Source organism: Staphylococcus gallinarum (assembly GCF_000875895.1).
GTDB classification, from domain to species: Bacteria; Bacillota; Bacilli; order Staphylococcales; family Staphylococcaceae; genus Staphylococcus; species Staphylococcus gallinarum.
Window position 1 is genome coordinate 141,977 of the sequence record NZ_JXCF01000010.1, and the last position, 14,235, is coordinate 156,211.

The following is a 14,235-nucleotide window of genomic DNA, read 5'->3' on the forward strand; positions in this document are numbered from 1 at the left end:
TAACGGAACTGTGTTTCCGATGAATAGATAACTGACAATAAGGATTAAGAGTAGGAGTAAAATTAATGAGCGATTTAAAAAGAGAACAACGAAAAAATGAGCATGTTGAAATAGCGATGGCACAACAAGATGCTTCAATTTCAGATTTTGATGAAATGAGGTTTGTCCATCATTCGATTCCAAATATTGATGTCGCTGATGTGAACTTGCAAAGTGAATTACAGGATTTCACAATGAAACAACCGATTTACATCAATGCGATGACAGGTGGCAGTGAATGGACTAAAAATATAAATGAAAAATTGGCAATTATTGCTAGAGAAACTGGAATGGCAATGGCAGTAGGTTCGACTCATGCTGCTTTGAGAAATGCAAAGATGAGTTCTTCATTTAGTGTAGTTAGAGATGCCAATCCAGAAGGTATGATATTTAGTAATGTTGGTGCAGATGTTCCTGTAGACAAAGCTGAAGAAGCTGTGAAATTACTAGATGCTCAAGCATTACAAGTACATGTGAATTCACCGCAAGAATTAGTTATGCCAGAAGGGAACAGGGTATTCTCTACATGGATGGAGAATTTAGCACAAATCATACAACGTGTTAAAGTTCCTGTTATTGTAAAAGAAGTTGGATTTGGCATGAGTAAAGAGATGATAAAGGCGTTAAATGAAATCGGCGTACGTTATATTGACGTAAGTGGCAGAGGCGGCACAAACTTTGTTGATATTGAGAATGAACGTCGCGAATATAAAGATATGGACTACCTTGGGCAATGGGGTCAAACTACCGTAGAATCATTGTTAGAATCTACTGCGTTCCAACAAGACATGAACTTCTTTGCTAGTGGTGGTGTGAGAACACCATTAGATGCTGTGAAATGTTTAGCACTTGGTGCACGAGCAGTAGGTATGTCGCGTCCATTTTTAAATCAAGTTGAGAATAATGGGATAACAGCCACACTAGACTATGCAGAACAATTCACTGACCATATGAAGAAAATAATGACAATGTTAAATGCCCAATCTATAGACGAATTAAAGCAAGCACAAATTGTTTATGGTCCAAGGCTACATGCTTGGATTGAACAAAGAAATTTAGATATTAAATAAATCAATTGCAATAATAATTTAAACAAGCGCTTAAATGTCTTTTGTCAAAGTCATCTAAGCGCTTGTTATTTACTTTCAGTTCATGATATGTCTCTCAATGATAAGTTCGATGTTTGGAGATAATCATATGTACGAAGCATCATATTGTGTTTCATACGTCATGTTACATACGCCATGTTAAATCTGGATTGTCCATCTCGGATTTCTTCATTCTTGAAACATATGGGTTTCCTTTGACGGTAAATCTTAATGGTTTAGTTGTCCATTCTCCTTTGTTAGGAATACCAATACGTGCACTTTCTTCAATGCGTTGAGGATATTTACGATTTTTAGTATCGATGAGTAAACGTCCTTCATTCAAACGAGAACCATCCAAATATCGTGGAATGTTAAAAGCTTTTGTCCATTTACCAGGACCATTCGTTATTTCAAAACCTGTTTTGCCTCGACGTTTTGCCATGATTTCGATACCTTCTTCAGGTTCGACAGCTCTAATTAATACACCTTCAGGAATACCTTCTTGCTGTGTAACAAAATTTATTAATAAATGCGTATGCATGACATGTGCATAGATTGTACCACCATTTTTATACAAAGATTCAACTTTTGGAGTACGTTTACCTTTATATCCATGGGCAGCTTGATCTTTTGTGCCTACATAAGCTTCAGTTTCTACAATATATCCCGTTAATATTTGTTGTTCATCATGAAAAATAATGCGCACGCCGAGTAAATCACGAGCGATTGTAATGGTGTCCCTATGTATAAAATCCATGAAAACTTTACCTCCATTGTTTGTTACTTATAAAATAATTTTAAAACTAGTATATATAAAAAATTATGTTATCAAAAACAAAATATTTTGATACACTATATATTGTAAGGGTACTTGTTTAGTAAGTATAAATGTATCAAAGATTTGCTCTTAAACAAAGCCCTAAGGGAGATTATATTTTAATAGGAGGGAGTAGCATATGGAGAGAAAAATTGGTTTTGGTCAAGCGCTTAAACTGTTTTGGAAACAGTATGTAAATTTTAAAGGTAGAGCGCGCCGCAGTGAATATTGGTTTATGGCGTTATGGCATCTGATATTCATGGTTCCCGTATTTATATTATACATTATTGGATTAGTTATTATGGTTTCTGGTTTTTCTGTGGAATCAGATGGCGTGGGTGCTTTCGGTTTAATCTTAATGATTATTATGGGGATTATATTATTCGTATATGCTTTAGCAACGTTAATTCCTAATTATGCATTATACATACGTCGTTTCCATGATACTGGTAGATCGATGTTAATACCACTTATATTTTTAGGTGTATATATAGTCACTTATTCAATTATAATAGCATTTAATTTTACTGATCCTTATTATGAAAAAGCGTCTACAATTATTATCGCGATTTTAATTTATTTATTATATCTAGGTATGGGTATTTATAATCTCGTTATTTGTTGTTTAGATAGCGAAAGAAAAACGAATAAATATGGACAAAGCCATAAATATAGTAGTTTTTATCAAACTAAGCAAAATAAAAACAACAGCAACGCACCTGCGGATGATGACATTGTAGTTGAATCATCAAATTCTGAGCAGCGTTTTAAACATTTAAGTGAGCGAGAAGATAAATAATCGTAGCTTGAAATGAATAGAATAATGTGAATTTTAATAAAATATTAACTGTCGAACTGGATTTAACCGTTTCGACAGTTTTTTTGTTAGAACTTTGTCCTTGAAATAAAGTTTTGTTAGCAGATTTTTATTAGAGATTAAAACTGAGGTGCACACTTTGCGTGAGAAATTGCTACAACGAATTGTTTTTGGATTGTGCGAGTCACACAGAAATTAGCAACTTTACAACTTTAAAATAGCTCATATTTTTTGAGTCACTTAGTCATTCAATTTCATTTATGTCTAAACCTTAAATATAACTATAGGATGGATAGGATTTACCTAATAAATCATGGAGTGATTGATATCGTTTAAATAAACGTTCGTATTGTTCTACCTTTTCTGGATCAGGCTGTTTGCTATAGTAAATAGGTTGTTTCATTGCGACGACAGTATTCTCTAAGGAATCATATGCACCACCGACAAATGCGCCTAACATTGCTGCACCTAATGCAGTAGCGTTGCTAGCGTCGATGACAACAATAGGTTTATTTAACACATTAGCGTATATATCAATTAATAACTCACTTTTCATAGGAATTCCACCAGCTGCATAGACAGTATGAATGTCGATTTGATTGTTTTCAAATTGTTGCATGATCATTTTCGTACCAAATGCTGTTGCTTCAATATAAGCTCTATGAATCATTTCATAAGGAGTAGTTAATGTAAGCCCGATTACACTACCGGTTAAGTGGCTATCACTTAAGATACTACGATTTCCATTATGCCAATCCAATACTGTAACATGTTGTTTTGTTATATCAATTTTTGATGCGAGTATTTCAAGTTGTTCTAATACGCTTATATCTTGGGCTTGTGCTTCATCTACAATTTCCTTTGGTGCTAAATTTGCTGAGTAGTTAAATAAGTCACCTACTGCAGGTTGACCAGCTTCATATGCGTACATACCTGGAATAATAGCATCTTTTACTGAACCGGTAATTGCAGGTATGGGTACTTGTTTAGTATCTAATACTAAATGACATGTGCTTGTGCCTATAACTGAAGTGAATGCGCCTTCTTCAATAGCGCCCACGCCAAGTACACCTGAATGTGCGTCAATGATAAAGGGAGAAACTTGGACGTTACTTGCTAAGTCCCATAGTTGTTGGAATGCTGATGTGAGACAACCGGCACTTTCGCCAATGTTAATTACAGGTGCTTCACATTTTTCTTTAATTATTGTTGGCAACTCGCTATCAACTGCTTTAAAAAAGTTGTAGTTAAAGCCATCTTGTTCATTATAAAATCCTTTAAATCCAATGCCACAATTTGATCTTGTATTGTTACCAGTTAACAAACTAACAAGGTAATCTCCTGCTTCCATAATATAGCTTGCACGTTCTAGTATTTCTGGTGCGTGTTTTTTTACTTCTAATATCTTTGGTATCATCCATTCGCTATTTACATTATGCCCATAATACTGTATCCAAGATGGATCATGTTGTTCACTTACTTCCTTCATTAGTGTAGCTTCGTCTTGCGCGCCATGATGTTTCCATAGTTTGACATATGCATGTGGATTATCTTTTAAATCGTTATGGTTATGTAAAGGCTCAAACTGATCATCCAAGAAAACGATTGTACAGCTTGTGAAATCAATGCCGATACCAATGACCTCATCTCGATTGACTTGACTTTCCTCTAGTACATGTTTTACGCCATGTTTAAGAATGTCGACATAATCATCTGCATGCTGTAAAAAATAATGATGAGGAAGCTCTTGTCCATTTAGTGTTTCAGAAATTGTACCGTGACTGTATGTTTTAATATAGCTTGAAACAATATTACCATTTGTAGTATCCACTAAAAATACGCGTCCAGATGAAGTACCATAGTCGATGCCTATACTGTATGTCATAATTGAACTACCTCCTACGCTATAATTAGAAAACTATTTAAGCTAATGATAGCGATTACAATTACTGATGTAAAGTAGAGCAAACTAATGTATGATGACAGGTTATATAATTCAGATTAATACAATAGTAGGTTCTATAGATAATACAACTATTAATTTAATATGTATTTTAAATAATGTCGTGGTATGATCGTGTTATACATAATGAGGAGAGGGGATGAATACATGTTAACGATAAACCATGTAACAAAGAAATATAAAGACTTTGTTGCAGTAAATGATATTTCGTTGTCGTTAGATGAAGGAAAGATGCTAGGCTTTCTAGGGCGTAATGGTGCAGGAAAGACGACAACATTTCGAATGATTTTGGGATTGACGCCAGTTACAGAGGGCCAGATATTGTATAATAATCAAATTATTGATAAAAATTTATATGACCGAATTGGATATTTACCTGAAGAAAGAGGACTTCATCCAAAGATGAAGGTCGAAGATGAATTACGTTATTTGGCGAGTTTAAAAGGCATGAAAAATAAAGCGATTAATAAAGAAATTGATTATTGGCTCGATAGATTCGATATTGAACAAAATAGGGAAAAGAAAATTGAATCATTATCAAAAGGTAATCAACAAAAAATTCAATTATTAGCAAGTATGTTACACAGACCAGAATTATTAATATTAGATGAACCGTTTAGTGGTTTGGATCCAGTGAATGTGGAATTGTTAAAATCTGCTGTTAATGACTTAAATAAAGATGGTACGACAATTATTTATAGCTCACATCGAATGGAACATGTTGAGGAATTATGTGATGATGTTTGCATTTTAAATAAAGGAGAATTAGTAGTTTCAGGACCAATAGATCAAGTAAAATCAAATCATGGTAATAAAAAGGTGATTATTGAAACTGATAAAGCATTAGATGATTTACAGAATATTAACGGTGTACTAGATTGTAATAGGACGAAGCGAAATATTGAGTTAACGATCAATGATGAAGCTACTGCTGAAGTGATTTATCAGCAAGTTATTCAACACGGATACGTACGACGTTTTCAAGTTGTAGAGCCATCATTGAATGAGATATTTATTGATAAAGTAGGTGATTTAAATGGATAAATTTTGGTCAACAATTAAAATAACTTATAAAAATAAAGTAACAACGAAATCATTTCAAATTTTTACAATAATAGTTATCGTATTGATTCTTGCAGCAGCAAATATAAATAAAATTATTGATTTGTTTGATCATGGTAGCGATAAAGTAGGAATTGTTACAGATAACAAGCAAATTTATAAACTTATTGATCAGCAAAGTAAACAACTAGATGATGATGCACAGTATGTAAAGGTTACTGAACAAACTGCAAAATCTGAAATAAAAAAAGATAAGTTAGACAAAGCTTATGTCATCACAATTTCAGATGATCAAAAAATTAAAGGTAAGATTATGAGTAAAGACAGTGTGTCTACAGATGATAAACAACAACTGTCAGCCGTGTTATTTACAATACAAACACAATTAACAGCAGCAAATCTTAATTTGTCAGCAAATGAATTAAAGCAACTACAAGCTCAAAGTAAGGTGACTTCCGAAGTTGTTGATAATACCAATGCACAATCTGATTTAACTGAGGCTCAAAAAGGATTCAACATGATTATCGTATATGCTGGTGTAATGTTGATGTTCTTTATCGTTATTAATTACGCAGGGCAAGTTGCTATGGAAATTGCTACAGAAAAGACATCACGTGTTATTGAAATGATAATTACCAGTGTGTCTCCTGTAACGCATATTTTAGCGAAGATTTTTGGAGTAATCGCAGTAGCATTAACACAAATTGCGATATTCTTCATAGTTGGTTTAATTAGTTTCTTCGTATTTGATATAAGAAAAATGTTAAAAGGCTTTAAAATTGAACCAAATGATTTAACGGCACAACTAATTACAGTAGGTATCATTTCGTTATTATTAGGTATATTGTCATATATTATATTAGCAGCAATTCTGGGTTCGATTACGGCAAGAATCGAAGATATAAACCAAGCGTTAATGCCAATGACATTACTGAGTATGATAGGGTTTTATATTGCACTATTTAGTGTTATGAATCCAGATACTTTATTAGTTAAAATAGCTAGCTTTATTCCATTGATTTCTCCTTTTGTGATGTTTGTGAGGGCAGCGACACCTGAAGTTGCCTTGTGGGAAATCATTGTGAGTATTATTTTATCTGTAGTGACGATTATCATTTTATTATGGATTGCAGTACGTAGTTATAAAGACACTATTTTAAGCTTTGATAAAGGTTTTATACAGGCATTTAAACGAATTGCTAATAAGAGATAAACTAGAATAGTTAGGAAGTATAAGGCTATCTTACAAATTATAAATATTGAGATAGCCTTTTGTATGCGATTAAGGTTATAGAAAGACTAAAAGTAGATAATCAGTTATATGTAAAACTTATTAAATAACTATGAAATTGGAATTTATATAGAGATGATTTCATAAAAATTATAAAATTAGAAAAAACTATAACATTTTTTGTTATAGTTTGTTAGAATTTACGATTAGTATAGATAAATATATGAACAAATTGTTACAATGTATTTAAGTAATCAATATAAGGAGAGTACCAAACAATCACTCAATTGTAGTTGAAAGTATAAATAACTTAGTATTAGCGATTCGAAAGGGAATGTGAATCTGAGTGATGTGCATTAAAGTATTCATGGGACTATTATGTAATATTATTTCAATTGAAGTACAACAATTAAGTGGAATTTGTCGAAACTTGTTTTAGTGAAGCAGTTAATTGCCTACGTACACACTATACCCCATAGTATGAGTGTCGTTGAAGGCTACATTTGTAATTGATGTTTTTATTCATGATAAAGCCAAAGTAGTTAATAGTATCTTTGGTTTGAAAGGGAGTAATTGATGATGTTTGCAAAAGTAGAAAGCCAAAGTAATGGAATTGATTTAATCAAAATAGATAATGAAGAAACTAAAATTGTATTTACAAATTATGGTGCACGCATTGTCTCATGGAAATTTGATGATAATAATATCGTGTTAGGCAATGTTGTCGAAGCTGATGAATTTTATCAGGAAAATCCATTCAACTTCGGTGCAACTATTGGCCGATATGGTGGAAGAATTGCCGATGCAACCTTTGAATTGGATGGTAAGACTTATCACTTAGACAAAAATAACAATAACCATAATATACATGGTGGTCCAAAGGGATTAGATACACAATTTTTCGATTATGAAGTAATAGAGCAAGTAGGGCAAATTAAGATTGTCTTTACTACAACAATAAAATCGGAAAACGATCATTTTCCTGGAGATATTGATTTAGAAATCATACATACTTATGACATTGACCATAAATGGACGATTGAGTACAAAGCAACAGCTACAGAAAAAACATTGTTTAATCCAATGAACCATGTATATTTTAATTTAAATAGAGATAATAATGTGATTGATAATCATTGTATTAGTAGTTCTAAGTTAGATATGTATCTATTAGATGAAGAAAATATTGTTGCAAGTTTAGAACCAGTAGATTTGATACATAAATTTGGCTCTGAAAGTATTCAATTTAAAGATATCTTTAATAGTGAAGATGGTGTGATTCAAGAACAAATGTCTCGCTACGGTGGCATCGATCATCCATTTGACATTGGAAATAATGAAATGACTGTCGAGAATAAACATTTTCTATTGAAAGTTCAGACAGATATGCCTAATGTAGTTATATTTACTTTCAATGATACAACAAGTTGGGAAAGTGACTTTAATATTTATAAAGCACATTCTGGATTCACACTTGAAACACAATGTATACCAAACGATATAAATTTATTAGGCGAAGAAGCGCCATCAATTATAGAAGCGGGACAACCTTATTATTCTAAAACATCTTATAAGATTTTTGAAAAAGGAAAAGAACAATAGATTACAATAATTAAATATTTTTAAAGCATAAAACCACCAATCCATAAGCTTATTGCTCAGGTATTGGTGGTTTTTAATATTATTGTTATTATTTTGTTGCTTTTGCTTCTGCTCTTGATAGGAACTTTTCAAGTTTTGCTTTCCGCTTTTCAGTTAAGTATGGATTGTTAATTGCGTATTTTAAACGTGTGATGTTAAATTTATCGTTGTAATAAATATCATTTAATTCATGAACTGATAGGGCAGTTTCTGGCTCTGCTGTTTTAATAAGTTTTAAATTGGATGTTTCATGTACAAAGCCTTCTTGAATCACACGAAAGTAAAATCCAGTCTTACAAGATTGTGACATTCTTTTAGCTAAATCTTTAATTTGATACTTTTCTTGTATTTTCCAACAAGGTTCTCGTATTTCGGAAACTTCAAGTATGGCTTCACCTAGCTGATATTGATTTCCGAAATAAACATCTTGCTCATCTAAATCTATAGCGGTTAGATTTTCTCCGAACATTGCATAGTTAGGTAATTCTGAGAGGTCATCTGCCCAAAGTCTGTAATTTTTCTTGCTATAAAGACAAACAGCTTTATCTGGACCGCCGTGATCTTTATACTCTTGTTCATCTTCGACAAACCCAGTTTTAGTTAAATACATTTCCCCTTTGAATTTAACTTTATCTAGTGCTGAACGCATTGGTCTTTTCTTACTATATGGTAAGTCTTGAACTTTACCAGTAGCAATCGCATTTAAGGCATATATCATTTGTGCCACTCCCCCGAATATATGATTAATTACTATAATTTTAAAGCAATCGCATTATAATGAAAAGTAAAGGTTTATATATCTTGAATTTTATTTTTTAACTAGGTATTTTTAATAAACTCATGTACAATAAAAATAAAAGTACTGTGAGTAGAGGGGAAGCATTATGGATAAGAAACAGCTGAAAATAAGTACATTTAATGATGCATTAGACCAGATTAAAGACGGTATGATACTAGGCATAGGTTCAGGCTCAACAATTGAGTTACTTGTCCCAAAAATAGCAGAAAAGCTTGAGCGAGAACAAATTAATATTACGGGAGTGTGTACATCTAATAAGACTGCATTTATTGCTAAGGAATTAGGGATGCATGTGGTAGATGTTAACGATGTTGAACATATTGATTTAGCAATTGACGGGGCTGACGAGGTCGATCCTAATTTGAATCTTATAAAGGGTGGCGGTGGTGCACTCTTTAGAGAAAAGGTTATTGATGCCATGGCAAAAAGATTTGTTGTCCTTGTAGATGATTCTAAGCTAGTTTCATACTTAGGAGAAACTTTCAAACTTCCTGTTGAGGTGGATAAATTCAATTGGTTGTTAATAGCTAAGGAAATAGAGCGTAGTAAGGGTGTAACGGCAATTAGACGTATGGTTGACGATGTTCCTTTTATTACAGATAATGGCAATTACATATTAGACTTAGTATTGAATAAGGATATTGAACCGTTTGCAATGCATGAATATTTGATTCATTTAATTGGTGTATTGGAAACTGGATATTTCTTGGATGTAACAGATCAAGTTATTGTGGGGACCCCTTCAGGTGTTCAAGTGAAAAATAAATAGTTTCTAATTTATGGTAATGATTTGCATTAAGTAAATAAGAGGCAGGCTTCAATTATTTGAGGACTGCCTTTTTTTTATTTGATAATTGTGTAATTTGTATTATGTATTATAAATTATATTGCTCGCTTACCTAGGGGGCTGGGTCGAGCCTTGGTCTCGACACGCATCCTGCTCCCTCAGGTGTCTTGCAAATAATACAGTGAAATTATAAGCAGTAAATTATCAAGTCAACGATTTTAATATAATTTAATTTCCAAACACACGCCAGTATACTAGGTGAAAGGAGATATTCTATTTATCTTTCTAATTCGTATTGCTCGCTTACCTAATATGATGAAGAAGAAATGATATAACACATACGCTGACTTCTTACACTACGTTCAATAGTTCTTCTGGTATTTACTTCTAAGATAAAAAATAAGACACATACGCATAATATAATAGAAACTACTATATTAACGATGTGTCTTATATATTGAATGTAATATGGTTTAAACACGAGAAACTTAATGTTTAACGTCTATGTCCACGTTTGCTTTTTAAATTGAAGCTAGAGCGTTCGTTATGAGTGCTTTCTTCATCAGTAGAATCATCAGTAGATGATGTTTCAGACGATTGTTCATCTTGGGCAATTGAAGCTTGTGCTTCACTTACAGCAGATGATTTACGATCTGATTTATAACGCGCACTTTGCTTTAGTTCACCATCATGTTGTTCATCATCATGATTTGCTCTCTCAGTTGTTGTTTCAACAGCACTCTGTGTCTTACTTTGTTGCGTCTCTGTTGTACTTTCAGGATAAACGATTTCATCAGCATCTTTAGTTGACTGTATTTCAGGTTGTTCTGTTTGTTGTGATTCATCCTCTGGTAAAGTGTTGTGAGTAACCTGTTGGTGTGTAGCGCTTTGCTCTGAATTATCAGATTTAATATGATCAGTTTGAGTATCATTTGTTTGCTTGTCAGTTAGCTCGGTATTTTGTTGAGTACCATTTTGAGTATCATTTGTTAAGGCACTATCTTTGTTGTGTGATTGTTGACTATGACTAGCAGTCGCTACTGTAGCTGTATTATCAAGTGATTGCGTATTGTCAGTAGTGTTGTTATTATCTGAATGTTCATTTACATGATCGAGATAATTATTATCGTCTACTTCATCTAAATTACGTTTTGTAAAGAAGTAGAAGAAGATGCGAATAATGTAACTTAAGATGATATAAACTACTGCAACAGCTGCTGTAGAAAAGGCGATTACCTTCATAGAAAATACATAGCCTAATTCTTCATTGAATAAAAATACTAAACCAAATGACATTGCTGCATGGAATAATGTTGCAATATAGATTGTGCGTCCTTTTGTAGAGCGGATTAATTCACCAATAATCATTGAAAATGCAAACGAATATAATAAATTATAAAGTGTATATTCAAATGAAAATGCGATATTAATATTCCATATTGCATACATGATACCAACTAAAATAGATGCGAAAAATGTACTGATTTTAGTTTCAACTATATGTTGTAAATAAGAACGGAAACCAAATTCAACAAAGAACGCCATTAATAATTGACCGATAATCACAGAAAATATTGACACTGACAAATCTTCTGATTGTAATAAGACAAAGCTATCGGCAAAGACATTGAAACTGACCATGGCAATGATAAAGATAGCTAATGGTAATATCAATGCTAATATCAAACGTTCAATTACCTTAAGGCTTAGTGAAAACTTCAAGCCACCTAGTTGTGCACGTTTATGTTTAAACACTGCTATACAGATGATTGCTGCAATAAAAGGTGCGAGCACACTCATTTCAAAGACAAAAGTTTTGAATGGAATTTTACTTTGAAAATCTTTAAGTATAATCGGTAATGCAAAGGCAATGACGTAAAATATAAAAATGCTCATTGCCCATTGAAAACCAGGTATACGTTTTGTATTCATTATGTAACCTCCAGTAGGGTTTCAATTAATTCATTTGTAGTTAATTATACATATTTATCCTAAAGAAATAAATTAAATTCAAGTAAATATCATTGAAATGTAATACTCGGAATGATTAGAAAATGCATTTTTAAATAATGTTAGACTTTAAAATTTAAATAATTAAGAAGTGGGTAAATTATAATTATAAATTGAATTGTGATTAATGTAAGCGTATACTTTAATTGTTCATAGCGATTCAAAAGGAGGAGAACTATGTATAAGTTAGCACAACGTGAATTATGGAAAGGTAGAATTGACAGTGAACAAGATTCTGCTCAATTTAGGCATTTTCAAACAATCCATTTTGGAGATATTAACGAAGCTCCTAGTGGTTCACGTCAGGGCATAGGTATACTAGGCTATGCAGTGGACAAAGGTGTCGAGCTGAATAAGGGGAGAATTGGTGCCAAAGAGGGGCCAAATGCTATAAAGCAAGCATTTGCCAATCTACCAGTTCAAAATACAACACCGATATTTGACTACGGAAATGTCGAGCATAATCATGAAAAACTTGAAGAAACGCAACAAGAATTTGCACATTATGTAGCGAATTCTATTCAACGACACCAACAGACATTTTTATTAGGTGGTGGGCATGATATAGCTTATGCACAATATCTAGGCACGCGACAAGCATACCCTGATGAATCAATTGGTGTCATTAATATTGATACACATTTTGATACACGTAAAGAATCGGGTTCAACTTCTGGTACAAGTTTTAGACAAATTCTTGAACAAGACGATAATGCTGATTATTTAGTGTTAGGTATTCAACAAGGTGGAAATACACAAGGGTTATTTGATTACGCAGAAGAAAAGGACATCAGTTATGTATATTCTGAAGAACTTTTACATCAAATTTCTCCTCCAATCAAAGATAAAATTGAGAGGTTTGTCCATGATCATGATGTTATAATGTTTACGATTTGTATGGATGTCATTGATAGTGCATTTGCACCAGGAGTGAGCGCTAATGGTGTACTCGGATTGTTTCCACATATTGTCTTAGAACTCTCAAAGCGCATTGTTTCTAATGATAAAGTATCGACGATTAGTATTGCAGAAACGAATCCGAAATATGATATTGATAATAGAACTGCAAAATTATCAGCAAACTTTTTACACCACTTTATTGTGTAATGTCCCAGTAATTTATACATTGGTTTATAAGAGAAAGTACTCGTTCCGAGTGCTTTCTTTTTTGTAAATAATTGATGTATATCGTACGTCCTAGGTTGGGTTTAATATGAATGACGTCTAAATCTCGTGTGTTAAAGGATTGGAAATATACTTGAGGTATAACTGCGTATCCGAGTCCTTTGTGTACAAAATTTGCTGCCGCTTCAAAGCGATCAACTTCCATGATGACATTAGGTCTAATATTCATACGATTAAAGTAATCATCTAAATGTTTGCGCACTTGAGATCCTTTAGTTGGTAATATCAACGGTAAATCTTCTATTTCAATGGCCTTTATATCTGGAAAGGCATTTTTAGGTGTAATGAGAACATAAGATTCTTTATATAAAGGAATTGATTTTATCGCTTCGTGATTGATAATTTCATTTGTTAGTCCAATATGATTTTCAAAATTTAATAATTGATCAATTGTTTTTGATTGATCGTGTACCTCAGAAACCAAATAAGTTTGATCAGTAAATTGCTTTCTATGAATGGAAATGACTTGTGAAATCCATTGGTTTGAAGACTCTAGAATAGATAGCTTTATTTTAGGTGCATGACTCGTATTTAAATCATACATTTTTTCAATTGTTTGATGATAATGGTGAATTAAACCTTGTGCATAGTTGTAAAATTGAATGCCTTTTTCAGTGATTTTTATTTCCTTGGTTGTACGAATGAATAAGTCGTAGCCTAAATCTGCTTCCATCTTTTTTATGGTCGCAGTCAGTGAAGGTTGGCTAATATGTAAAAAATTAGCTGCTTTAGTAAAACTATTATATTTAACGACAGCAACAAAATATTCTAACTGTATTATTTTCATACTTATCCT

At 32.6% G+C, this 14,235-nt stretch carries 12 protein-coding genes; 7 read left to right on the plus strand and 5 right to left on the minus strand.

What is annotated here, in order from left to right; all coding sequences use genetic code 11:
• Positions 1-65: 65 nt before the first annotated feature.
• A complete protein-coding gene (fni, locus tag SH09_RS09050; protein WP_042739332.1) occupies positions 66-1,109 on the plus strand; it encodes a type 2 isopentenyl-diphosphate Delta-isomerase in 1,044 nt (347 codons plus the stop codon).
• 163 nt (positions 1,110-1,272) lie between these two features.
• On the opposite strand, the gene SH09_RS09055 is transcribed toward fni, so the two are convergent.
• Positions 1,273-1,884 carry a DNA-3-methyladenine glycosylase gene (locus tag SH09_RS09055; RefSeq protein ID WP_042739333.1) on the minus strand — a complete coding sequence of 204 codons (612 nt, stop codon included), beginning with the start codon at positions 1,882-1,884 and terminating at the stop codon, positions 1,273-1,275.
• A gap of 199 nt (positions 1,885-2,083) precedes the next feature.
• On the opposite strand from SH09_RS09055, the gene SH09_RS09060 reads away from it, so the two are divergent.
• Complete coding sequence (locus SH09_RS09060) at positions 2,084-2,743, plus strand: DUF805 domain-containing protein (protein WP_042739334.1); 660 nt, start codon at positions 2,084-2,086, stop codon at positions 2,741-2,743.
• Between the two features lie 289 nt (positions 2,744-3,032).
• Here SH09_RS09060 and SH09_RS09065 read toward each other — a convergent pair whose 3' ends face one another.
• Complete coding sequence (locus SH09_RS09065; RefSeq protein ID WP_042739335.1) at positions 3,033-4,646, minus strand: ribulokinase; 1,614 nt, start codon at positions 4,644-4,646, stop codon at positions 3,033-3,035.
• A 225-nt stretch (positions 4,647-4,871) separates the two neighbouring features.
• Between SH09_RS09065 and SH09_RS09070 the strand changes: the two genes are divergently transcribed.
• The 3 genes from SH09_RS09070 (at position 4,872) to SH09_RS09080 (ending at position 8,619) form a co-directional block, all read left to right on the plus strand.
• The gene (locus SH09_RS09070; protein WP_042739336.1) at positions 4,872-5,768 is read left to right on the plus strand and encodes an ABC transporter ATP-binding protein; all 897 of its coding nucleotides are present in this window, start codon (positions 4,872-4,874) and stop codon (positions 5,766-5,768) included.
• Positions 5,761-6,999: an ABC transporter permease gene (locus SH09_RS09075; RefSeq protein WP_042739337.1), complete on the plus strand. Its 1,239-nt coding sequence runs from the start codon at positions 5,761-5,763 to the stop codon at positions 6,997-6,999. The genes SH09_RS09070 and SH09_RS09075 overlap by 8 nt, the downstream gene beginning before the upstream one ends.
• A gap of 597 nt (positions 7,000-7,596) precedes the next feature.
• Complete coding sequence (locus SH09_RS09080; RefSeq protein WP_042739338.1) at positions 7,597-8,619, plus strand: aldose epimerase family protein; 1,023 nt, start codon at positions 7,597-7,599, stop codon at positions 8,617-8,619.
• 88 nt (positions 8,620-8,707) lie between these two features.
• Here SH09_RS09080 and SH09_RS09085 read toward each other — a convergent pair whose 3' ends face one another.
• Positions 8,708-9,376 carry an MOSC domain-containing protein gene (locus SH09_RS09085; RefSeq protein ID WP_042739339.1) on the minus strand — a complete coding sequence of 223 codons (669 nt, stop codon included), beginning with the start codon at positions 9,374-9,376 and terminating at the stop codon, positions 8,708-8,710.
• 163 nt (positions 9,377-9,539) lie between these two features.
• On the opposite strand from SH09_RS09085, the gene SH09_RS09090 reads away from it, so the two are divergent.
• The gene (locus tag SH09_RS09090; protein WP_042739340.1) at positions 9,540-10,226 is read left to right on the plus strand and encodes a ribose 5-phosphate isomerase A; all 687 of its coding nucleotides are present in this window, start codon (positions 9,540-9,542) and stop codon (positions 10,224-10,226) included.
• 513 nt (positions 10,227-10,739) lie between these two features.
• Here SH09_RS09090 and sdpC read toward each other — a convergent pair.
• Positions 10,740-12,176 (minus strand): peptidoglycan release complex CPBP-like subunit SdpC, encoded by a 1,437-nt coding sequence (sdpC, locus tag SH09_RS09095; RefSeq protein ID WP_042739341.1) that lies wholly within the window; start codon positions 12,174-12,176, stop codon positions 10,740-10,742.
• Positions 12,177-12,431: 255 nt separating this feature from the next.
• On the opposite strand from sdpC, the gene hutG reads away from it, so the two are divergent.
• Positions 12,432-13,361, plus strand: coding sequence for a formimidoylglutamase (gene hutG, locus SH09_RS09100; protein WP_042739342.1), 930 nt, complete (start codon positions 12,432-12,434; stop codon positions 13,359-13,361).
• On the opposite strand, the gene SH09_RS09105 is transcribed toward hutG, so the two are convergent.
• Positions 13,351-14,226, minus strand: coding sequence for a LysR family transcriptional regulator (locus SH09_RS09105; RefSeq protein ID WP_042739343.1), 876 nt, complete (start codon positions 14,224-14,226; stop codon positions 13,351-13,353). The two genes, hutG and SH09_RS09105, sit on opposite strands and share 11 nt — an antisense overlap.
• Positions 14,227-14,235: the final 9 nt, after the last annotated feature.

Bases quoted from the DNA above. Each gene is read 5' to 3' on its own strand.
- SH09_RS09065 (WP_042739335.1), bottom strand. From the start codon at position 4,646: ATGACATACAGTATAGGCATCGACTATGGTACTTCATCTGGACGCGTA.
- SH09_RS09085 (WP_042739339.1), bottom strand. From the start codon at position 9,376: ATGATATATGCCTTAAATGCGATTGCTACTGGTAAAGTTCAAGACTTA.
- fni (WP_042739332.1), top strand. From the start codon at position 66: ATGAGCGATTTAAAAAGAGAACAACGAAAAAATGAGCATGTTGAAATA.
- hutG (WP_042739342.1), top strand. From the start codon at position 12,432: ATGTATAAGTTAGCACAACGTGAATTATGGAAAGGTAGAATTGACAGT.
- SH09_RS09080 (WP_042739338.1), top strand. From the start codon at position 7,597: ATGTTTGCAAAAGTAGAAAGCCAAAGTAATGGAATTGATTTAATCAAA.
- SH09_RS09070 (WP_042739336.1), top strand. From the start codon at position 4,872: ATGTTAACGATAAACCATGTAACAAAGAAATATAAAGACTTTGTTGCA.
- SH09_RS09105 (WP_042739343.1), bottom strand. From the start codon at position 14,226: ATGAAAATAATACAGTTAGAATATTTTGTTGCTGTCGTTAAATATAAT.
- SH09_RS09075 (WP_042739337.1), top strand. From the start codon at position 5,761: ATGGATAAATTTTGGTCAACAATTAAAATAACTTATAAAAATAAAGTA.
- sdpC (WP_042739341.1), bottom strand. From the start codon at position 12,176: ATGAATACAAAACGTATACCTGGTTTTCAATGGGCAATGAGCATTTTT.
- SH09_RS09055 (WP_042739333.1), bottom strand. From the start codon at position 1,884: ATGGATTTTATACATAGGGACACCATTACAATCGCTCGTGATTTACTC.
- SH09_RS09060 (WP_042739334.1), top strand. From the start codon at position 2,084: ATGGAGAGAAAAATTGGTTTTGGTCAAGCGCTTAAACTGTTTTGGAAA.